General features: G+C 37.3%; 17 protein-coding genes and 1 other annotated feature. Of the genes, 14 read left to right on the top strand and 3 right to left on the bottom strand.

What is annotated here, in order from left to right; translation table 11 throughout:
- Window positions 1-95: 95 nt before the first annotated feature.
- From lonB to yihA, 3 genes are all read left to right on the top strand, one after another.
- A complete protein-coding gene (gene lonB, locus NC799_RS02035) occupies window positions 96-1763 on the top strand; it encodes an ATP-dependent protease LonB (RefSeq protein WP_272444650.1) in 1668 nt (555 codons plus the stop codon).
- A 100-nt stretch (window positions 1764-1863) separates the two neighbouring features.
- Window positions 1864-4197: an endopeptidase La gene (gene lon, locus NC799_RS02030; RefSeq protein ID WP_272444649.1), complete on the top strand. Its 2334-nt coding sequence runs from the start codon at window positions 1864-1866 to the stop codon at window positions 4195-4197.
- The gene (yihA, locus tag NC799_RS02025; RefSeq protein WP_272444648.1) at window positions 4184-4768 is read left to right on the top strand and encodes a ribosome biogenesis GTP-binding protein YihA/YsxC; all 585 of its coding nucleotides are present in this window, start codon (window positions 4184-4186) and stop codon (window positions 4766-4768) included. The genes lon and yihA overlap by 14 nt, the downstream gene beginning before the upstream one ends.
- Window positions 4769-4859: 91 nt before the next feature.
- Here yihA and NC799_RS02020 read toward each other — a convergent pair whose 3' ends face one another.
- Window positions 4860-5342, bottom strand: coding sequence for a LiaI-LiaF-like domain-containing protein (locus tag NC799_RS02020; protein WP_272444647.1), 483 nt, complete (start codon window positions 5340-5342; stop codon window positions 4860-4862).
- A gap of 304 nt (window positions 5343-5646) precedes the next feature.
- Here NC799_RS02020 and hemA point away from each other — a divergent pair, with 304 nt between their 5' ends.
- The 8 genes from hemA to NC799_RS01980 all read left to right on the top strand — a co-directional run bounded on the left by hemA (window position 5647) and on the right by NC799_RS01980 (window position 14448).
- A complete protein-coding gene (gene hemA, locus NC799_RS02015) occupies window positions 5647-7008 on the top strand; it encodes a glutamyl-tRNA reductase (protein ID WP_272444646.1) in 1362 nt (453 codons plus the stop codon).
- Window positions 7009-7025: 17 nt separating this feature from the next.
- Complete coding sequence (locus tag NC799_RS02010) at window positions 7026-7850, top strand: cytochrome c biogenesis protein (protein WP_272444645.1); 825 nt, start codon at window positions 7026-7028, stop codon at window positions 7848-7850.
- A 15-nt stretch (window positions 7851-7865) separates the two neighbouring features.
- Window positions 7866-8795 (top strand): hydroxymethylbilane synthase, encoded by a 930-nt coding sequence (gene hemC, locus NC799_RS02005; RefSeq protein WP_272444644.1) that lies wholly within the window; start codon window positions 7866-7868, stop codon window positions 8793-8795.
- Window positions 8795-9574, top strand: a complete 780-nt coding sequence (locus tag NC799_RS02000) for a uroporphyrinogen-III synthase (protein WP_272444643.1) — start codon at window positions 8795-8797, stop codon at window positions 9572-9574. Before hemC ends, NC799_RS02000 begins: the two co-directional genes overlap by 1 nt.
- An 18-nt stretch (window positions 9575-9592) precedes the next feature.
- Window positions 9593-10570, top strand: a complete 978-nt coding sequence (gene hemB / locus NC799_RS01995; RefSeq protein WP_272444642.1) for a porphobilinogen synthase — start codon at window positions 9593-9595, stop codon at window positions 10568-10570.
- Between the two features lie 35 nt (window positions 10571-10605).
- Window positions 10606-11874: a glutamate-1-semialdehyde 2,1-aminomutase gene (hemL, locus tag NC799_RS01990; protein WP_417006662.1), complete on the top strand. Its 1269-nt coding sequence runs from the start codon at window positions 10606-10608 to the stop codon at window positions 11872-11874.
- A 282-nt stretch (window positions 11875-12156) separates the two neighbouring features.
- Window positions 12157-13320 (top strand): stage VI sporulation protein D, encoded by a 1164-nt coding sequence (spoVID, locus tag NC799_RS01985; RefSeq protein WP_272444640.1) that lies wholly within the window; start codon window positions 12157-12159, stop codon window positions 13318-13320.
- Window positions 13321-13410: 90 nt separating this feature from the next.
- Window positions 13411-14448, top strand: a complete 1038-nt coding sequence (locus tag NC799_RS01980; protein ID WP_272444639.1) for a protein kinase family protein — start codon at window positions 13411-13413, stop codon at window positions 14446-14448.
- Here the strand turns inward: NC799_RS01980 and NC799_RS01975 are convergent.
- Window positions 14445-14633 carry a hypothetical protein gene (locus tag NC799_RS01975; RefSeq protein ID WP_272444638.1) on the bottom strand — a complete coding sequence of 63 codons (189 nt, stop codon included), beginning with the start codon at window positions 14631-14633 and terminating at the stop codon, window positions 14445-14447. The two genes, NC799_RS01980 and NC799_RS01975, sit on opposite strands and share 4 nt — an antisense overlap.
- Window positions 14634-14787: 154 nt before the next feature.
- Window positions 14788-15023: a binding site (T-box leader), on the top strand.
- 105 nt (window positions 15024-15128) lie between these two features.
- On the opposite strand from NC799_RS01975, the gene NC799_RS01970 reads away from it, so the two are divergent.
- Window positions 15129-17780 (top strand): valine--tRNA ligase, encoded by a 2652-nt coding sequence (locus NC799_RS01970; RefSeq protein ID WP_272444637.1) that lies wholly within the window; start codon window positions 15129-15131, stop codon window positions 17778-17780.
- Between the two features lie 72 nt (window positions 17781-17852).
- Here NC799_RS01970 and NC799_RS01965 read toward each other — a convergent pair whose 3' ends face one another.
- Window positions 17853-18755 carry an ATP-grasp domain-containing protein gene (locus tag NC799_RS01965; RefSeq protein ID WP_272444636.1) on the bottom strand — a complete coding sequence of 301 codons (903 nt, stop codon included), beginning with the start codon at window positions 18753-18755 and terminating at the stop codon, window positions 17853-17855.
- A gap of 137 nt (window positions 18756-18892) precedes the next feature.
- Between NC799_RS01965 and NC799_RS01960 the strand changes: the two genes are divergently transcribed.
- Together NC799_RS01960 and NC799_RS01955 are read left to right on the top strand one after the other, a co-directional pair.
- Window positions 18893-20167, top strand: coding sequence for a bifunctional folylpolyglutamate synthase/dihydrofolate synthase (locus NC799_RS01960; RefSeq protein WP_272444635.1), 1275 nt, complete (start codon window positions 18893-18895; stop codon window positions 20165-20167).
- 363 nt (window positions 20168-20530) lie between these two features.
- Window positions 20531-21511, top strand: a complete 981-nt coding sequence (locus NC799_RS01955; RefSeq protein ID WP_272444634.1) for a hypothetical protein — start codon at window positions 20531-20533, stop codon at window positions 21509-21511.
- The last annotated feature ends 138 nt before the right edge of the window (window positions 21512-21649 follow it).

Genomic DNA, 21649 nt, shown 5'->3' with positions numbered 1-21649 from the left:
GATTTCAATTTTTAATTCTTTCCCTATCCTTGAGGTTTAGCAACGAATTGGTGCGGCAATACTAACGAGTATCATTAATAACTTGGAGGTACAATATGGATCTAGTTAGTATTGTAGTGATCATTCAACTATTCTTTGGGATAGTAATTGGGTTATATTTTTGGAACTTATTAAAAAGTCAAAGAACAAACAAAAGTTCCATTAATAAAGAGTCAGAAAAAGAAATGAATAAATTAAGAGAAATGAAACAAATACAATTGACTGCGCCATTATCAGAAAGAATTAGACCGGGTGACTTGAATGAAATAATTGGTCAAGAGGATGGAATTCAAGCGCTTCGTGCAGCGATATGTAGTAGTAATCCACAACATGTGATTATCTACGGTCCTCCTGGAATCGGTAAAACAGCAGCTGCAAGACTAGTTTTAGAAGAAGCAAAAAGAAATGCAAATTCCCCGTTTCGAGGTACTTCCCCTTTTATAGAAATTGATGCGACAACAGCTAGATTTGACGAAAGAGGAGTTGCTGATCCGTTAATTGGTTCAGTACATGATCCAATTTATCAAGGTGCAGGTGCGATGGGACAAGCGGGTATCCCACAACCCAAAAGAGGAGCAGTTTCAAATGCTCACGGTGGAGTATTGTTTATCGATGAAATTGGTGAGTTACATCCAATCCAGATGAATAAACTATTGAAAGTCCTAGAAGATAGAAAAGTTTTATATGAAAGTGCTTATTATAGTGAAGAAAATAGTAATATACCAACCCACATTCATCAAATATTTAAAAATGGGTTACCGGCTGATTTCCGTTTAATTGGTGCGACAACAAGAATGCCAGAAGAAATTCCGCCGGCGATACGGTCGAGGTGTTTAGAAATATTCTTTAGAGAACTAGAACCAGAAGAAATCATTCGGGTTGCAGAGCGAGCGAGTAAGAAGGTTAACTGCAAAATTGATAATGATGCACTTGAAGTGTTATCTATATACGCTCGAAATGGGCGTGAGTCTGTTAATATGATTCAAATAGCTGCAAGCATTGCAATGAAAGAAGGAAGAGATCAAATCTCCCAAGCAGATATGGAGTGGGTGGTTGACTCTAGCCGACTTTCTCCACGGATAAAACCAAAGGTCTTTCCAGTAAGTAGAGTTGGAAAGGTTAATGGTTTAGCTGTACAAGGACCAAGTACAGGTAATTTGTTAGAGATTGAAATATTAGTGCTGCCGTGTGTAACTAATGGCAAAATAACGATCACTGGCATTGCTGAAGAAGAAACTATTGGTGGTCAATCCAAACAAATAAAAAGAAAAAGTATGGCAAGAGGTTCGATTGAAAATGTGATGACATTCTTAAAATCCATTGGGGTACCCGCCCATGAATATGATGTCCATGTTAATTTTCCTGGAGGGATTCCAGTTGATGGCCCGTCTGCAGGTTTGGCAATGGCTGTCGGAATTTACTCTAGTATTCAAAAAATACCTGTGCGGTATGATACTGCGATGACTGGGGAAATTAGTATTTATGGGGAAGTGAAACCAATTGGTGGTGTTTTAACGAAAATTAGAGCTGCCAAACAAGCTGGGGCAAAGCGTGTAGTAATTCCAAAAGCAAATTATCAAGCGATGTGTGATAAAATAACAGGGATTGAAATTTGTCCGGTAGAATCCTTTAAGGAGGCTTTACCACTTATTTTAGAAGCAGAAAACAAGTCAACTATTAACGGTGAAACATTTGTGTCAAATCCATCGATGAAATCGAGCTAGTACTTAAAGTTTTACAAAGAAATAACTTTTCTTTAAACTTTAGACGATAGAGTAGTTTAATTGGAGAAGGATAATAATTTTTTATATGGAGGTGTAGGTAATGGCAGATCAAAATAAAATACAAATTCCCCTCCTACCTTTACGAGGTATTTTAGTTTTTCCTACGATGGTTTTGCATCTAGACGTAGGACGTGAAAAATCTGTTAATGCGTTAGAAAAAGCTATGATGGATGACCATAATATTTTTCTGGCTGCCCAAAAAGAAAGTTCTCTTGACGAACCAGAAGCAAAGGATATTTACCGGATAGGAACGTTGGCGAAAGTCAAACAAATGCTAAAACTGCCTAACGGTACGATTCGCGTATTAGTAGAAGGGCTATATCGTGGTGAAATCATTCAATTTACCGAGCAAGAAGACCAGTTTGTAGTTGAAATTCAAGAATTTAAGGATGTTCATGGAAATCGAAATGAAGAGCAAGCACTGATGCGATCCTTACTCGAACAATTTGAGCAATACATAAAAATTTCTAAAAAAATCGGACCAGAAACATTAGCCACTGTTTCCGATATTGATGAGCCTGGTCGTCTTGCAGATATTGTTACATCCCATCTATCTTTGAAAATTAAAGATAAGCAAGAGCTTTTGGAAACCGATGAGGTAAAAGCACGTTTACAGCGCTTGATTCAGCTTATTTCAGATGAGCGAGAAGTGTTGAATTTAGAACGTAAAATTGGTCAAAGAGTCAAAAAGTCAATGGAACAAACGCAAAAAGAATACTATCTTAGAGAACAAATGAAAGCAATCCAAAAAGAACTTGGTGACAAAGATGGTAAGTCCGGGGAAGTCGCTCAACTAAGGCAAAAAGTAGAAAAGTCAGACATGCCAGAAAAAATAATCGAGGTTGCCTTCAAAGAATTAGACCGATATGAGAAAGTGCCTCAAAGTTCGGCAGAAAGCTCTGTAATCCGAAATTATATTGACTGGTTACTAGCCTTGCCATGGACAAAGCAGACAGAGGACAATTTGGATATTCAACATGCAGAAATGACGTTGAACGAGGATCACTATGGACTTGAGAAGGTAAAGGAAAGAATATTGGAATACCTTGCTGTTCAGCAATTGACTAACTCATTAAAAGGACCTATTTTATGTTTGGTTGGTCCACCAGGAGTAGGTAAGACATCACTTGCAAAATCTATTGCTAAATCGATAAATCGTAACTTTGTAAGGATCTCTTTAGGCGGAGTGCGTGATGAGGCTGAAATAAGAGGACATCGTAGAACGTATGTTGGAGCAATGCCTGGTAGAATTATTCAAGGAATGAAAAAAGCACAAACGGTTAATCCGGTATTTCTATTAGATGAAATTGACAAAATGTCGAGTGATTTTCGAGGGGACCCATCTTCTGCTATGTTAGAAGTTTTGGACCCTGAGCAAAATAGCACGTTTAGTGACCATTATATTGAAGAGACATATGATTTGTCACACGTATTGTTTATAGCAACAGCTAACAACCTTTCGACCATTCCTGGGCCATTGTTAGACCGGATGGAAGTAATTTCATTAGCTGGTTATACCGAGCTTGAAAAGGTCCATATCGCAAAAGAACATTTAATCGATAAGCAAATTAAAGAAAATGGTATGAAAAAGAGTCAGTTTCAAATCAAAGATGAGGCACTAATTAAATTGATTCGAACCTACACTCGAGAGGCAGGGGTAAGAGGCTTAGAACGACAAATAGCATCACTTTGTAGAAAGGCTGCTAAAATCATTGTTTCGGAAGACAGAAAAAAGGTTGTTATCACAGAAAAGCAATTAGAGGTCATGTTAGGAAAACCTAGATTCCGCTATGGGATGATGGAACAAGAAGATCAGATTGGCGCAGCAACTGGTTTAGCATATACCACTGCTGGAGGGGATACGTTGTCAATCGAAGTAAGTCTTTATCCGGGAAAAGGAAAACTGATTTTAACGGGGAAATTAGGAGATGTTATGAAGGAATCTGCGCAGGCAGCTTTTAGTTACATCCGTTCAAGAGCAGATGAGCTTCATATTGATCCGGATTTCCATGAAAAGAACGATATTCATATTCACGTTCCAGAAGGGGCTACTCCTAAAGATGGTCCTTCGGCTGGGATTACCATGGCGACAGCACTTGTCTCAAGTCTAACAGGTAGACCTGTTAGAAAAGAAGTGGGGATGACAGGTGAAATTACATTGCGTGGGCGTGTTCTACCAATTGGTGGTTTAAAAGAGAAATCGTTAAGTGCGCACCGTGCAGGGCTAACTAAAATTATTATTCCAGCAGAGAATGAAAAGGATTTAGAGGACATTCCAGATAGTATTAAGAGTGAACTTACCTTTGTACCTGTTAGCCATTTGGATCAAGTATTAGAGCATGCATTATCGGAGGAGAAACATGAAAGTAATTAATGCGGAAATAGTGATAAGTGCTGTTTCACAAAAGCAATATCCAAATGACCGTTTACCAGAAATTGCACTTGCTGGTAGGTCAAACGTAGGCAAATCTTCATTTATTAACAAAATGATTAACCGAAAAAGTTTAGCTCGTACCTCATCAAAGCCAGGAAAAACACAAACGCTAAACTTTTACAAAATTAACGAAATGTTTTATTTTGTGGATGTACCGGGTTACGGATATGCAAAAGTCTCAAAAAAAGAAAGAGAAGCTTGGGGACGAATGATTGAGGAGTACTTTGTCTCAAGAGAAAATTTACGAGCAGCTGCTTTAGTGATTGATATCCGCCACGACCCAACAGTTGATGATGTGAAAATGTATCAGTTTTTAAAGTTCTACGAGTTACCTGTCGTGGTGATAGCCACAAAGTTGGATAAGATATCAAAGGGGAAACGATCCAAACATCTTCAAGCCATTATTAAAAAATTAAACCTTAATAGTGAAGATGCTATTATCCCTTTTTCATCTGAAACTGCTGAAGGAAAAGATGAGGCATGGAGGACACTCCTTCCGTTTATCAAGTAGGTCATGAAAAAACACGTGAATTCAAAAGAGAATTCACGTGTTTTTTCATGACAGCTAAGCTTTACACTTTTATTCTCTATGTTGATAATCACTACTTTTTTTTGACAAGTAAGTAAACTCCAATCAAAACTAGGACTACTGGCCAAAAACGAATTGCCATCTCGACAAATTGATTAATCCAATTAAACCAATTTGGTTTATTTGAGGCAAATAGTGCAAAAAAAGAGATTGCAAGTAAGATTAACCCTGGGAATAAACCGGATTTTGTTTTCAAATAACTTATAAAAAAAGCCACTCCTACTATTAGTGTATACATCCCCCAATCGTCAATCCAGAATGGGTACTGATTTAACGCATGAAAATGAATACCAAGACCTAATAATAAAACACCAATGAATAAATTCCCATATTCTTTAGCAAGATAACTGTGTAAAAGGAACGAAATACCAATTACAATCAATAAAGTTGGCCAGGAATAAAAGTCGGTAAGAATCGGGACTCTTAGCTCTTTTAACAAATAAAAAGCTCCAATTCCTATGAGAAGGTAACCAATAAATGAATTTTGATTTTTCATATACATCTCCCAGTTTATAATAATTATTAATTAGTAGTAACTTCTTGAAAATGAGTAGCTAATGTGATAAAGTACTTACGTATTAAGTTTCGGGACTAGCTTCAGTAATTCCTGCAGAGCATTCTATTCACAATAATCAAATGAAAAGCTCTCTTTTGTCCTTCTATCCATGTTCGCGTTTCATATTAACTTATAGTATCATAAAGTTTCATAACTTGTTCGAATTTAACAGAAAAATACAAGTAATCTCGTGCTATAATAGACTGTAATTGTTTCGGGTATATGTTTTTTGGGGGTTGATGACATGCATATATTAGTGGTGGGTATAAACTATAGAACCACCCCTGTTGAAATTAGGGAAAAGCTGTCCTTTCATGAGGACGTGTTAGAAGAAGCAATGATTGAATTAAACAAGCGGAAAAGTGTATTGGAGAATGTGATCATATCTACTTGCAATCGGACGGAAATCTATGCAGTGGTAGATCAGCTTCATACAGGGCGCTATTATATAAAACAATTTCTTGCGGATTGGTTTGGAATCAATAAGGAGGTTTTTTCCTCTTACCTAACCATCTATGAAAGCGATGGTGCAATCGAACATCTATTCCGGTTAACAAGTGGATTAGATTCTATGGTTGTTGGGGAAACACAAATTCTTGGCCAAGTGAAGCAAGTGTTTATGCAGGCCCAAAAAGCTAAGGTAACAGGAACGATTTTTAATGAGCTCTTTAAACAAGCGATTACACTGGCAAAACGGGCACATAAAGAAACGGAAATTGGCGACAATGCTGTATCGATAAGTTATGCTGCTGTCGAACTTGCTAGGAAAATTTTTAGTGATCTTACAACTAAGCATGTGGTTATTCTTGGAGCAGGTAAGATGGGTGAGCTTGCTGCGAAAAATTTACACGGGAGTGGTGTAAGGAAGGTTACTGTTTTAAATCGAACTTTTTCAAAGGCTCAGGTTTTAGCAAAACAATTTAATGGTGTTGCCGAGCAAATCGAAAACATCTCAACTGTATTAAAAGATGCGGATATTTTAATTAGTTCTACAGGTGCAAATGACTATGTACTGACGAAAGAACAATTAACCGCAATTCATAAACAAAGAAAAGGACGGCCATTGTTTTTAGTTGATATCGCTGTTCCACGTGACATAGACCCAGCAATTGGTGAACTAGACAGTGTCTTTCTTTACGATATCGATGACTTGCAAGGGGTAGTTGATGCAAACTTACAGGCAAGAAAAGAAGCTTCATCGGAAATTGAACTTTTCATTGAACAAGAAATTGTTGCTTTTAAGGTTTGGTTACAGACGTTAGGTGTAGTTCCGGTCATTGCTGCACTGAGAGACCATGCGCTTTCGATTCAAGCTGAAACGTTGAAAAGTATTGAACGAAAAATGCCAAACCTAACGGAGCGCGAGAAAAAGGTGTTAAGTAAGCATACGAAAAGTATTATCAATCAATTGTTAAAACAACCGATTTTACAAGCGAAAGAATTAGCTGGAAATCCTGATGCAGATGAAGCATTACAATTGTTTGTAAGAATTTTTGGCATTGAAGATAGAGTTCTTTTACAACGTAGCGAACAAGAAGAGAACAAGCTAGCACAACAAAATGAAAAACTCTCTCTAAAATCGTTAACCAATGCAACGATACACTGATTGGAAGGATTCCCCTTATGCTAGAAATTAAAGGTGTACAGGAATTAATTTTAATCTTATATGGGATTAGTGTGATGGGATATTTTGTTGATTTTATTCAGAACAACCGGAAGGCCAACGTATTAGCCTTCTGGTTACTTACTATGGTTTGGATACTACAAACCTTTTTTTTATTATATCAGGTATTTGTTAAACAAAATTTCCCTATCCTATCCATTAATGACAGTTTGTTTTTTTACGCTTGGGTTTTGATAACCTTCTCATTAATCATTAATCGAGTATTTGCCGTTCATTTTCTAGTGTTTTTTACGAATGTATTTGGTTTTTTCATTATGCTTTTAAATATGGCCGGAAATGCCACAGGTAATGGTAGTCAAATAACAATCCAATTAGTCGGGGAAATTCTGATCGCACACATTACTTTAGCATTAATTTCTTATGGTTTTTTTACATTATCGTTTATATTTTCTATCATGTTTTTATTGCAATACAAGTTATTAAAAAACAAACAAAGCTACCGGTTACTTAAGCGCTTTGGTGATTTAGAGGGATTAGATCGTCTTTCTTTTCAAACGGTTACTTTTGGTGTTCCATCCTTACTAATATCTATGATTTTAGGTATTGTATGGGCGTATTCATCGGGAGCAGAATTTTATTGGTATGATATTAAAATAGTAGGCTCATTTATTGTTTTAATTGTTTATACTATTTACTTGTTTTTGCGACTAGGTAAAGGGTACCAAGGAAAAAAGATTTCTTTCATAAATTCTGCTGCTTTTTTGTTTCTTTTAATTAACTTTCTGCTATTTAGTACTTTATCGAGCTTTCATTTTAGCTTTTAGCAAGGAGGAAATTTTGTGAGAAAAATTATTATTGGTTCACGTAAAAGTAACTTAGCTTTAACACAAACGGATTGGGTGATTGATCAATTAAAGCAAGCTGGTGCCCCGTTTGATTTTGAAGTAAAGAAAATTGTTACAAAAGGAGACAAAATCTTAGATGTAACTTTATCGAAAGTTGGAGGGAAAGGGCTATTTGTAAAGGAAATTGAACAAGCGATGTACGATAAGGAAATCGATATGGCGGTTCATAGTATGAAAGACATGCCCGCCGAAATTCCAAGTGGATTAACTATTGGTACCATCCCTAGCCGGGAAGACCATCGAGACGCCTTTATTTCTAATGGACATGTTCTGTTAAAAGACTTACCTAGTGGTTCGGTAGTAGGGACGAGTAGCTTGCGTAGAGGATCACAAATCTTAGCAGTTCGACCCGACCTTGAAATAAAGTGGATTCGAGGCAATATCGATACACGGTTACGAAAGTTAGAAGAAGAGGATTTTGATGCAATTATATTAGCAGCTGCTGGTTTAATTCGAATGGGCTGGAGCAATGAAATTGTTACTGAATATTTAGAACCAGAGATTTCTGTTCCAGCAGTGGGGCAAGGGGCATTGGCCATTGAATGTCGTGAAGATGACCATGATTTACTAGAATGGTTAGCAAAGATTAACGATGTAGAAACGACGAAGACGATAACTGCTGAACGAACGTTTTTACATTTATTGAATGGAGGCTGCCAAATACCAATTGGCGGCTATGCGAAGCTTGATGGTGACGACATTATATTACAAGCACTGGTAGCTACACCGGATGGAAAGACAGTGTTAAAAGAAGTGGTACGTGGTAAAGACCCTGTCCAAGTTGGCGAGGAGGCTGCTAACTTAATTAAACAAAGAGGTGGGCAACAAATTATTGATGATGCAAAAGAGGAGCTTGATCAATAGTGGACCAACCGTTATCTGGACGGAAAATATTAGTTACACGGGCAAAGTCCCAGGCACAACAGTTTGCCTTTCAATTAAAAGAAGCGGGTGCTATTCCGGTTATAGCTCCCGTTCTCTCGATAAAATCTAGAAGTACTATCGAAAATAAGGGAATACTGCAAAGACTTCACGAATTTACCTGGCTTTTTTTTACGAGTGCCAATGGCGTGAAGTTTTTTTTCAAGCAGCTTGAAAGTGAAAAAATAAGTATGGCAAGAATACACTCGCTGCACGTTGCAGCCATAGGTAAAAAGACAGCAACAATGCTACAATCATATGGTGTAAATCCAAATTTTTTTCCTAGTATTTTTGAAGGAAAAAAAATGATTAAGGAATTTTTGCAACATTATCCTAACCCTAAAAGGATTTTATTAGTTTGTGGTAACATAGCAAGAGATGAAATACCGAATGAATTAGCGTGTCGAAATGTGGCTTACCAACGAATCATTGTATATGAGACAATCATAAATGAGGCTTCGAAACAAACGTTAAGGCAAGTAATTAACCAGGATGTATGTGATGCTTTTACGTTTACTAGTCCTTCTTCGATTGAATCATTTGAATTGTTAACGAATGGACTCAAGGAAAACCTGTCAAAGATCAAAGAAGCGAAACTTTGCGTGTGTATCGGGACAACAACGGAACAAAAAGCATTAGAAAAAGGATTTAAACAAGTTAGAGTTCCTTCCCAATTCACAACGGAAGGAATGATTGAGGAGTTAATTCATTATTTTAAATAGGAAAGGAAAAAGTAATCTATGAAAAATCTATCTTTTAATCGACACCGAAAACTTAGAAGCTCTACAAATATGCGGGCACTTGTGAGAGAAACACAACTAGCAACAGACGATTTAATTTACCCTATATTTGTTGTAGAGGGAACCAATATAAAAAAAGAAGTCTCATCAATGCCTGGAGTGTTTCAACTTTCGTTGGACCATCTTACTGAAGAAATGCAGGAGCTTGTTGGGTTAGGAATTCGCTCGGTGCTTCTGTTTGGAATTCCAAAGGAAAAAGATGAAGTGGGAACTCAAGCCTACTGTGATACTGGTATTGTCCAAGAAGCCCTACGTCAAATCAAACGTGATGTACCGGATTTGATCACTGTTGCTGATACATGTCTTTGCGAATATACTTCACATGGGCACTGTGGTGTCATCCATGATGGTGATGTACATAATGATCAATCGCTAGAACTCCATGTTCAAACAGCAATTTCCCAAGCGAAAGCTGGTGCAGACATTATTGCACCTTCCAATATGATGGATGGTTTTGTTACTGCGATAAGATATGGATTGGATGATGCTGGTTTTGACCATGTTCCGATTATGTCTTATTCTGTCAAATACGCATCTTCACACTATGGGCCATTTCGAGAGGCTGCTGAAGGAGCACCCCAATTCGGTGATAGAAAGACCTATCAAATGGACCCTGCAAATCGGTTAGAAGCGTTTCGTGAAGCACAATCAGATATAGAAGAGGGTGCAGACTTTTTAATTGTAAAGCCAGCCTTATCATATATGGACATTATCCGCGAGGTGAAGGACAGGTTCAACGCTCCATTAGTTGCCTACAATGTAAGTGGTGAATATGCGATGGTAAAAGCTGCTGCACAAAATGGTTGGATCGACGAAGAGAATATTGTACTAGAGCAATTAACTTCGATGAAACGGGCAGGTGCAGATTTAATTATTACTTATTTTGCTAAAGATGTTGCAAAGTGGCTGAAAAAGTAAAGGAGGAAGTAACTTTGAAACAGTTTAATCAATCAATGGATGCATATAAAGAAGCTGTCGATTTAATGCCTGGAGGTGTTAATTCTCCTGTTCGAGCATTTAAATCAGTAGGAATGAATCCTATTTTTATGGAACGAGGAAAAGGTGCTAAGATCTATGACATTGATGGTAATGAATATATCGATTATGTGTTAAGCTGGGGACCACTAATTTTAGGTCATGCAGATGAACGGGTGGTAAGGAAGCTCAAAGAAGTAACAGAAAATGGAACAAGCTTCGGTGCCCCAACATTAATCGAAAATGAACTGGCAAAATTGGTACGTGAACGAGTTCCGTCCATTGAAATGGTTAGAATGGTCAATTCAGGTACCGAGGCAACGATGAGTGCTTTAAGACTTGCACGCGGTTATACTGGTCGAGATAAAATTCTAAAGTTTGAAGGGAATTATCATGGTCACGGTGATTCGTTATTAATTAAAGCTGGTTCAGGAGTAGCTACACTAGGGTTACCGGATAGTCCGGGAGTTCCAGAATCTGTTGCTAAAAATACGATAACTGTTCCATATAACGATATAGAAAGTGTCCGTTATGCATTTGATCAATTCGGTGATGATATAGCAGCTGTAATTGTTGAGCCGGTTTCAGGAAATATGGGAGTCGTTCCTCCAAAGGGTGAATTTTTACACGAATTAAGAGCTGTTACGGAAAATAATGGGACACTGCTGATTTTTGATGAAGTAATGACTGGCTTTCGAGTAGGCTATCATTGTGCTCAAGGACATTTTGGCATAACGCCTGATTTAACTTGTTTAGGAAAAGTGATTGGTGGTGGCCTTCCTGTCGGTGCGTACGGAGGAAGAAGAGAAATAATGGAAAGAATTGCACCAACAGGTGATATTTATCAAGCAGGAACATTATCAGGAAATCCGCTTGCCATGACTGCAGGCTATGAAACGTTAGTAGCAATGACTACAGAAGAATACAACAAGATAAATAAAAAAGTTGATCGTTTAGTGGAAGGATATGAATCAGCTGCGAAACAATATGGAATTCCACTTCAAGTAAACCGGGCAGGTTCGATGGTAGGATTTTTCTTCAATGAACAGGAAGTTACTAATTATGAAATTGCTAGTAAGTCTAATTTAGATTATTTTTCAAGCTACTACCGGACGATGATTGATGAGGGTGTCTTCTTGCCGCCATCACAGTTTGAAGGAATATTTCTATCAACAGCACACACTGATGAGGATATCGAACAAACCATCCAAGCTGTGCAAAAAGCATTTTCTAAACTAAAAGAATAAGAATTATTTAGAATAGTCCATTTGAGAAAACGGCTCAGCAAACTATACTGGGTCGTTTTTGTTTTGTCTTTTTACCATTCCTTTCATGTCACATGAATAACAAAGATAAGAATTTTTTAAGAATATTTCTTGCCATCCTCTCGTACATTTGGTAACAGCCATTATTATTTCATACCTAGGAGTCTTGTTAAAAACCAATATGCATATTTTATTAGTATTTTCATATATCTTAAGAGAGGAAAAGGTACGTATTCGTATTGATTCTGAGGGGAGGAATTTGTGTTGACCAACGGAGATGGAGTATTCACATTTGATTTGAAAGAATCATTGTGGTTTAAAAAAGGACAGGAAGTTAAAGAGATTATGGGTGTTTCGTTAGAACCAGAAATCTCGATTCAGGAATTTGAAGATTTTGTTTCGATTAGAGGGGTTATAGAATTAAAGGGTGAGTATTTTCAAGTGGATAGCGATAACGATGTTGAAGAGGAAGTGTTATCTTTACGAAACCATCCCTCACAACGATTTGTCGACCGTGTCGAAAGTTATGAAGGTGGTGTAAATGAATTTTATCACCAATTTCCTGTAGAAGTATCGATACCAAAGTATCGAGTAAATTCCTTGGATGATGTAATGGTTGGTATAGAAACTTTTGATTATGAACTTCCTGAAAAAAGTCAATTGCAATTACAAGCAACAATAGCTATCCATGGTGTAAGTGACATTCGTGAAACAGAAACAGAAACAGGAGAAGTAGAGCAACGCTCAGAACAACCAGCAGAACCAGAGATGGAAACAGAGCTAGAACCAGAGCTCATCGAAGAACCACCAATGCCACCTGAAGAAGAAAAGATACTAGAAGAGGAAAAGCTTCCTGTCGAAGAAAAATCTCTAGTAGAGGAAACGTTTGAATTTGATGTGAAAGAAAAGGTAGAAGACGAAAAAGGTAACATTAACAAAGCAATTGTTGAAGAAGTTAGTGAGAAAAAAGGCGGTAAAAAAGAGCAAGCGAAAGAGAAAGCTTCTGAAAAAGACAGGTGGAAAAATAAGAAGTCTCAAACGTTAGCTGAATTTTTCGGAAGTCATGAAAAAGCCAAGGAAGAGCCTGCCGTAGAAGTGGAAGAAGAAATAATTGAAGAATCTAGTGAATTCGAGTCTAGTATAATTAACTTTGCAGCGAATACAAAGGAAGAAGAGGACGACTTGTTTGAATCCTCCCGTGAAGCAAGTGGCGAGAAAGAAACAAGTTATTTACTTAATATATTTGCTAATCAGGAAGAAGAAGAACGTTATTCCAGCCTGAAAATGTGTATCGTGCAAGAATCAGATACATTAGAGGCTATTGCGGAAAAGTATAAGTTGTCAACGTACCAACTCTCACAGACAAATAAGTTAACAGATGATGAGTTATCTGAAGGACAAATATTATACATCCCAATTAAAGATTAAAGCGTCACGCTTATTGCAAGGATCCCTTGTCACATTTTTTCGTGTCAAGGGATTTTTAGCTAAAAATACTATAGTTGGAGTGGATAAGCCATGACAGATATAAATTCTATCTTGCTCGCCTATCAAGTTAATCCACTTGAAATCATTCAAATATCCAAGCGAACTTATAAAATACAATGTCGCAATTATTGCTATGCATTAAAAAGGTCCAAGTTAACGAAGGAAAGTATTCATCAATGGAAAAATGTATTCGAAGTAGCGAATAAACATGGATTAACTTCAATCCTTCCCATCTATCTAACAAAAAGTGGGAACCTGTTTTACGAGGATAATGAGGAGTTTTATTATCTTTGCCCATGGATTGAAACAAAGGAGTTAGATGAACCTGAACATGAATTAGAATCATTTTACTTGGCCATTGGTGAGGTTCATCAAAAGACAAAAACAAAAATTACGATCGATACAGATAGAGTTGAGCATGTTGTTAATCAAGAAAAAAAACGAATCCAAGTGTGTCAACGGAAGCTTTTACGGTATGTTGAAACCTTTGAGCGAAGAAGGTATATGACGCCGTTTGAATTACGTGTATGTATGCAATACCGTGACATGGAGAGAGTGTTTGCTGTATTAAATAACTGGTTTGATTATTATTTGTTAGATATACAAGAAGAGGGCTATGTCTATCGTTCTCTATGTCACGGTAACCTTAGACCTTCCCACCAGCTGTATGAAAGTAGTAGGTCCTATATAATAAATTGGGAGCATAGTTTTTACGGCAGTCCGATGACAGATCTATACTCTTATTACTTTCATGAATTAAAATACCATGATGCATACCTAGACGATATGATTCAAGCACTCGCGGTGTATGAAAAAACAAATCCTTTATTAAAAAATGAAAGATGTTTTCTTGCTATCCAGTTGCTTAATCCGGAGATGTATCTAAGTGTGTTAGAAAAGTACTACAAAAAAGAATATCAAGTAGCCCAACCATTGCAAATTAAACAGTTAGAATACGCCTACCGAAGAGTGATTCATGGGCTACAATTTCAAGACCACCTTTATCAAAGAAGGGAAGAAATTAAGGAGAAGGAATTAGCAAAGGAAAACCAAGACGCTAATGACTAAATCCACTCCAAGTAAAAAGCAATAAAGATACCAATTAAAATACCTAAAAGGATGACTTCAAAGGTGGTTGGAAAAAAGATAGTTCGAATTGCTTGGAAAATAAGAATCGGTAATGTACAACGTTCTACCACAAGTAGCCAATAACGTGCCCAAGGTGGTAGTCGGTAACGGTAAAAACGTGCCATCTGTTTCACCTCTTTTACCCTTTTGGTCTATCCTATGTCATATACTATGATTAGTGACAATTGTTTGTTAAAAAAGTTCCTCTTCGAAACAAATGAACTTGTAGTTGACTTATTTGTGTTTTTTTGGATAAAATAGCTAATATAAATAAATGATTTAAATGCCATGAAGAGGAAGAGTACAAAGTCATCTCCTATAGAGAGGAAAATCATTAGCTGAAAGGTTTTCTAGGAAAACATGCTTTGGAAGGTCGCCTCGGATGCAGCTTCTTTGAACGTCAGTAGGAGAAGTCGGTAGATGCCGTTAAACAGTTAAGTGTGTTTGAAACATGAGTAGTTTGTTTCGGACAAAGTAAGGTGGTACCACGGAAATATAACCTTTTCGTCCTTGTTTGGATGAGAAGGTTTTTTTAATTACTCTAAAAGTTTCACGTATTGATAGCTGATTTGGCGAGCCTGCTTTACTAATTCATGGTATATGAGATAGGAGGACGTGTAATGGAAGATAGAAGAGAAGGAGCTCTTCCATCAAAGTATGACCCAACGGCTGTTGAGAAGGACCGCTATAAGTTTTGGGTAGATGGGAAGTTTTTTGAAGCGACTGGAGACAAAACAAAAAAACCGTTTACGATTGTAATACCACCACCTAACGTAACAGGTAAACTGCATATTGGTCACGCTTGGGATACTACGTTACAAGATATTATTACGCGGATTAAACGAATGCAAGGGTACGATGTATTGTATTTACCAGGAATGGACCATGCTGGTATTGCAACCCAAGCAAAGGTAGAGGCGAAGCTCCGTGAACAGGGTCAAACCAGATATGACCTTGGTAGGGAAAAGTTTTTAGAAAAAGCGTGGGAATGGAAGGAAGAATATGCCGATTTTATTCGTCAACAATGGTCAAAACTTGGGTTAGGGTTAGACTACTCGCGCGAACGATTTACTCTAGATGAAGGCTTGTCCGATGCGGTACGTGAAGTCTTTGTCAAGTTATACGAAAAAGGTCTCATTTATCGGGGCGAATATATTATAAACTGGGACCCGGCAACAAAAACTGCATTATCTGATATAGAGGTTATTTATGAAGAAGTGCAAGGCCATTTTTATCATATGAAATACCCTCTAAAAGATGGCTCCGGCTCGATTGAAGTAGCCACCACACGTCCAGAAACAATGCTTGGCGATACAGCTGTTGCGGTGCACCCGGAAGATGAGCGCTATCAGCATCTAATCGGGAAAAAGGTTGTGCTGCCGATAGTTGGGCGTGAAATTGAAATTGTTGCTGACGACTATGTAGACATCGAGTTTGGCTCAGGTGCGGTTAAAATTACACCAGCACATGATCCGAATGATTTTGAAATTGGAAATCGTCATAACCTTGACCGAATCCTAGTAATGAATGAAGATGGAACGATGAATAAAAACGCAGGTAAATATCAAGGGATGGATCGATTTGAATGTCGTAAACAAATTGTAAAAGACTTACAAGATTCTGGTGTATTATTTGAAATTGAAGATCACACGCACTCTGTTGGGCATTCAGAACGGAGTGGTGCTGTTGTTGAACCATATCTTTCTACACAATGGTTTGTAAACATGCAACCACTTGCAGATGCAGCAGTAGACTTACAAAACCAATCAACCGATTCAAAAGTGAATTTCGTACCAGAGCGTTTTGAGAGAACGTATTTACATTGGATGAAAAATATTCGTGATTGGTGTATTTCAAGACAGTTGTGGTGGGGCCATCGTATCCCTGCTTGGTATCATAAAGAAACAGGAGAAATTTATGTTGGCAAAGAAGCACCTAAAGATGAAGAAAATTGGGAACAGGATAGTGATGTGTTAGATACGTGGTTCTCTTCTGCCTTGTGGCCATTCTCTACTTTAAATTGGCCAGATACAGAGGATGAAGATTTCAAAAAATTCTTCCCAACGAGTGTATTAGTAACCGGCTATGATATCATCTTTTTCTGGGTAGCCCGTATGATTTTTCAATCGATTGAATTTACGGAAGAACGTCCGTTTAAAGATGTGCTTATTCACGGTTTAGTTCGTGATGCAGAAGGTCGAAAAATGAGTAAGTCACTTGGAAATGGTGTCGATCCGATGGAGGTCATTGAGAAATACGGTGCAGATTCATTACGCTATTTCCTATCAACCGGTTCAACACCAGGTCAAGACCTCCGCTTTCAGTGGGAAAAGGTTGAATCGACTTGGAACTTTATTAACAAGATTTGGAATGCATCCCGATTTGTGTTAATGAACCTTGGTGAGATGAAATACGACGATATTGACTTAACGACTAAGCAGTCTGTCGCAGATAAGTGGATACTAACCCGTTTAAATGAAACAATCGAAAATGTAAACAGAAATGTAGACAAATATGAATTCGGAGAAGCGGGTAGACATTTATACAATTTTATTTGGGACGAATTTTGTGATTGGTATATTGAAATGGCTAAATTACCTCTTTATGGTGAAGATGAAGCAGCTAAACAATCCACGCGTTCTGTCCTAGCCTATGTCCTAGATAATATCATGCGGATGCTTCATCCATTTATGCCATTCGTCACAGAAGAGATTTGGCAACAGTTACCACATCAAGGTGAATCAATAACAAGAGCAGCATGGCCGGCAGTTAGTGATGAACTTCATGATCCTAAAGCGGCAGAAGAAATGAGTCGGTTAGTAGCAATTATTCGTTCCGTTCGAAATATTCGAGCAGAAGTTGATACGCCTATGTCAAAACAAATAGAATTGCTTATCCGTGCCAAGGATGAATCGATTGTTCATCAACTTCATGACAATCGTCATTATCTAGAAAGATTCTGTAACCCTAGTTCACTAACAATTTCAACTGCCATCGAAGTACCTGAAAAGGCAATGTCCGCAGTTGTTACGGGTGCTGATTTATTCTTGCCACTTGAAGGGCTTATTGATGTGGAAAAAGAAATAAAACGCCTAGAAAGTGAATTGGAAAAATGGAACAAGGAAGTAGACCGCGTCAAGAAGAAGTTATCGAACGAGGGATTCATTAAAAAGGCACCAGAAAAAGTGGTTGAAGAAGAAAAGCAAAAGGAAAAAGAATATAACGAAAAAAAAGCTATGGTCGAAACAAGATTACAAGAGCTTAAGTCTTAACTAACAAGTTAAAGATGTCAGGGCAGGCCTTTATGTGCATTAATGTGCACCTAGAGGCCTGCCTATTTGGCTTTAAAGATCTTTCATTCCCTTAACTTTCTCTATACAATAATCAATCATATAATCTGCCACATTAATTCCTGTACTTTCATATATCCCTTGGATGTGAGCGTTTGAATTCACTTCACATACGATAGGGTTTCCATTTTCACCGAACAATAAGTCAACACCAGCAAAATCAGCACCGACAGAGGCTGCAGCAGCAATCGCAAGAGCCTTTTCTTTTGGGGAAGGGGAATATGGTTCCGTGGATCCACCAGCGTTCACGTTTGCTCTGAAATCACCATTTCCTTTTCTTAACATAGATGCAACAACTTTACCACCAATCACATTAATTCTTATGTCCTTGCCATAGCTAGTGGCAACAAATTGCTGAATGACAAAGGGGACACCTTTTAATTCATTAATTTTGTCAACATATTGTTGTCTTGTTTCAATCAGGTATACTTGTTCACCAAATGAACCGTAAGCTTCCTTAATAATAAACGGATAGGATAAATAATTTTCTATTATTAGAAAACTATCCAATTCAACCTTCTCAGTCTTCTCGAATATTTTTGGTGCAACAAACGTTTTTGGAATGGGGATCGAGTCTTTCGTTAGTTGCTGATAGGTCGTTATTTTATTATCGCAAATTTCAATGGCTGCAGCAGAATTGATTACCGGAATATTTGATTGTTCGAGTTGTCTTGCAAGAGCTATATCTTTATCATGAAAGATGACAAAGTTAGGAGTGGATAAATGTTTATCATTAATCACCCCACTTATGTTTGTTCCGAGTTCGACCCAAACATGATTATTTTTTACCGTTTCCATTTGAATACCTTTATTTAATCCTGCATCCTTTATCCAGTTAGCAAAGTTAATAAACTTCTTACTAGGTAAGTGACCATTATAAATTATCCAGCCTATCATGAAACACAACATCCTTTCAAACAAATTCCAATCCAATCCATTACAATGTTATCTAAACTATAGTGAGCTACTCAACAATTACAGACAAGTGTATAATAGTAGCATGAAAAAATAAAGAACTTGTATTTAAAGGAGATATGATGACAATTAAGACAGTAGAAGATGTGCTAAATTTTTTTAATTCTAGAAGATCACTTGGAATTAAACCCGGACTTTCTAGAATGGAAGCAATGTTAAAGGCGTTAGGTAACCCGGAAAAGAGAATCAAAGCGGTTCATCTAGCAGGAACAAACGGTAAGGGCTCGACCCTAGCTTTTATGAAACAATCCTTGATTGAAAGTGGATACAAGGTTGGTTCTTTTACTTCCCCGCATATTGATCTATTGGATCACATCAAAGTAAACGATGAAACAATTAATCAAGCATCCGTTGTTTCTCTAACTAATCAGCTGATACCAATTGTCGAATTACTTGACCAATCTGGTGATACTCCGACTGAATTTGAAATTCTTGTCGTTCTTGCTATTTCTTTTATGGCCCAAGAAAAGGTTGACATAGGCCTATTTGAAGCAGGGATGGGTGGTAGAGAGGATTCTACTAACTGTATTAACCCGATACTTACCATCATAACAACAATAGGTCTAGACCATACTACCTTTTTAGGGGAATCTATTAAGGCGATTGCCTATCATAAAGCAGGTATTATAAAGAAAAATGTACCAGTGATCATCGGGGAAATCGGAGCATTAGCTTTTGAAGAAATAAACAAAGAAGCAACACTAAAAGATGCGCCATTATTACGATATTCCGTTGACTTCACTGTGAAAGAAGCCAACCCAGACCAATTTACTTTTTCTACACAAAATGTGTCTTTGCCACTTGCTATTTCATTAAAAGGAAGTCATCAAGTGCATAATGCAGCACTTGCGTGTATGGGGTTGTTACAATTACGAAAGCTTGGGTTTAAAGTAGAGGACGAAAGTGTGAAACAAGGAATGAAACATACGTTAAATCCTGGTAGATTTGAAATAATGAACCGCAAGCCTGTTGTTGTCTTGGATGGGGCTCATAACATGGAAGGAATTGAGTCCTTTATCTGTACAATAAACAAGTATTACCCACTACAGAAAAAAAAGATTGTTTTTGCTGCCTTTAAGGATAAACCAATCGAAAAGATGGTCGGTCGATTGGAAGAGGAATTTGATAATGTTATCTTAACAACATTTGACCATCCACGTGCAGCAACTGTCGAGGAATTAATATCTTTCTCGAAGCGATATGATACTCAATCAAGTAAAGATTGGAAAGAGTTACTAAACTCGTTATTAATAGACAATGACGATGTCGTCTTATGTTTGACAGGGTCGTTATATTTTATTGAATTAACTAGAAGTTATCTCATTAACCATTAACGTTCACTGTGCTTTCTCTAGAAAAAATAGAAATTTCTTATAGAGTTTCAAATTAGTTAGTCACAAGTTACGACTTCTGCCAACAAAAGAATCCAAAGTTCTTTCACCTTGTCACTTTTAATTTGTCAAGAAAAGTAGTTTCTAATGCAAGCAAACTAGGTAGAAAATACTTGTAAATCAGTGTTTTATCCACCTATTTATTTGTTTTTTGTGAATGCGGACTTTCATCAGGAAATAAAAATATTAGGAGAAGATTGCAATTATATGTTGTAAACTAGCAAATTGCATCTGACAAACCTCGTCTTACTTTTCATCCTCGTTATGATAGATTAAAGACAAACTTACTAGAAACGAGGGAGCTAAGTGGATAACTACAAAACCATTTCGGTTAAACTGAACGGGAAAGAGGCGGCTTTAACTGGTGAGCAAAAGGAAAGAGAAAGTTGGAACTCCTCTTTTGAAGAACAAGCAGCCTCAACAGAAAGACTATATGACCCAGAAGATTTGCTAGAATTTGAAAAAAATGAGGACTCTGGTGATCTTGATGCCTGGTTGGAATCAGATGTCACGTATAAGCGACCCAAAAAGATTCCGCCGGTGTTCAAAGTATTCGGTTTAGCAGCTTTGTCCGCGACAGTTATTGGGGTCTCATTAGGGTTTATCATGCTTAAGATGTTAGCGGGTATTGATGATAGTGGTGTACAAGCTGCGCAGACTTCTAATCAAGTATCTAGTCCTACTGTTGAGCAATTGGACACGAATGCTAGTGAAAATTCGACAAGTAAGATAAATACAGTTTCTACTGAATTACAACCTATGGAAGCTTTTATTATTCAGGGGGGGTTAGTCTCTACTAAGGAAAAGGCTAGTCAGATACAAGATGGATTTGCACAGGGTGGTTTTCCAACTATGGTATGGCAGGATGATAGTGGATTTCGAATTTTTGTTGGTATAGCTAATCAAAAAGCTGACGTAGAAAAGGCAGCCTCTTCTATTAAAAATGCTAATATCGAGGGAATGGAAGACCCGTATGTAAGGAGTTGGCAAACAGACTCAAGCACGATAGAATTAACAAAGGTAGAATCTGAGTGGTTAACAGCATTTCCTGACAACTGGAACAAGTCGTTACAGGCAATTGGTAATACAGAGCAACTAACTGATGCAGGCTTGTTGTGGGAAGAATGGTTAGATATGATACCAGAGACAAATAATGAACGTTTAGTGAAAATACAACAGGAAGCAACAAACCTTGTGGAAGGAATCAAATCAGCAGAGGATCCGAAACAATTACAAATTTATTTGTTGCAATTATGGGAATTATATACATCTTTAAGCAAAGAATAAGTAGAAACGGCTACTTATTCTTTTTTTCGCATTTTTTTTCAATAAAATGTAAAAACATTAAGAGGATAATCACTTTTTCAGCAACAAAAAGTGAGACATTTATTGATTTTGTCAATTTGTTCTATGGCAGCAGACTAG

Origin of the sequence: Aquibacillus salsiterrae (assembly GCF_028416595.1) — a bacterium.
In the GTDB taxonomy this organism is placed as follows: Bacteria; Bacillota; Bacilli; order Bacillales; family Amphibacillaceae; genus Aquibacillus_A; species Aquibacillus_A salsiterrae.
Note: the sequence above shows the minus strand (reverse complement) of the source record. Positions and strands in the feature narration are given on the sequence as shown.

Excerpts from the sequence above, each read along its gene's own strand:
- hemB (WP_272444642.1), top strand. The coding sequence starts at position 9,593 with ATGAAAAATCTATCTTTTAATCGACACCGAAAACTTAGAAGCTCTACA.
- NC799_RS02010 (WP_272444645.1), top strand. The coding sequence starts at position 7,026 with ATGCTAGAAATTAAAGGTGTACAGGAATTAATTTTAATCTTATATGGG.
- NC799_RS02020 (WP_272444647.1), bottom strand. The coding sequence starts at position 5,342 with ATGAAAAATCAAAATTCATTTATTGGTTACCTTCTCATAGGAATTGGA.
- NC799_RS01970 (WP_272444637.1), top strand. The coding sequence starts at position 15,129 with ATGGAAGATAGAAGAGAAGGAGCTCTTCCATCAAAGTATGACCCAACG.
- hemL (WP_417006662.1), top strand. The coding sequence starts at position 10,606 with ATGGATGCATATAAAGAAGCTGTCGATTTAATGCCTGGAGGTGTTAAT.
- NC799_RS01980 (WP_272444639.1), top strand. The coding sequence starts at position 13,411 with ATGACAGATATAAATTCTATCTTGCTCGCCTATCAAGTTAATCCACTT.
- NC799_RS01965 (WP_272444636.1), bottom strand. The coding sequence starts at position 18,755 with ATGATAGGCTGGATAATTTATAATGGTCACTTACCTAGTAAGAAGTTT.
- hemA (WP_272444646.1), top strand. The coding sequence starts at position 5,647 with ATGCATATATTAGTGGTGGGTATAAACTATAGAACCACCCCTGTTGAA.
- lonB (WP_272444650.1), top strand. The coding sequence starts at position 96 with ATGGATCTAGTTAGTATTGTAGTGATCATTCAACTATTCTTTGGGATA.
- lon (WP_272444649.1), top strand. The coding sequence starts at position 1,864 with ATGGCAGATCAAAATAAAATACAAATTCCCCTCCTACCTTTACGAGGT.
- NC799_RS01960 (WP_272444635.1), top strand. The coding sequence starts at position 18,893 with ATGATGACAATTAAGACAGTAGAAGATGTGCTAAATTTTTTTAATTCT.
- yihA (WP_272444648.1), top strand. The coding sequence starts at position 4,184 with ATGAAAGTAATTAATGCGGAAATAGTGATAAGTGCTGTTTCACAAAAG.
- NC799_RS01975 (WP_272444638.1), bottom strand. The coding sequence starts at position 14,633 with ATGGCACGTTTTTACCGTTACCGACTACCACCTTGGGCACGTTATTGG.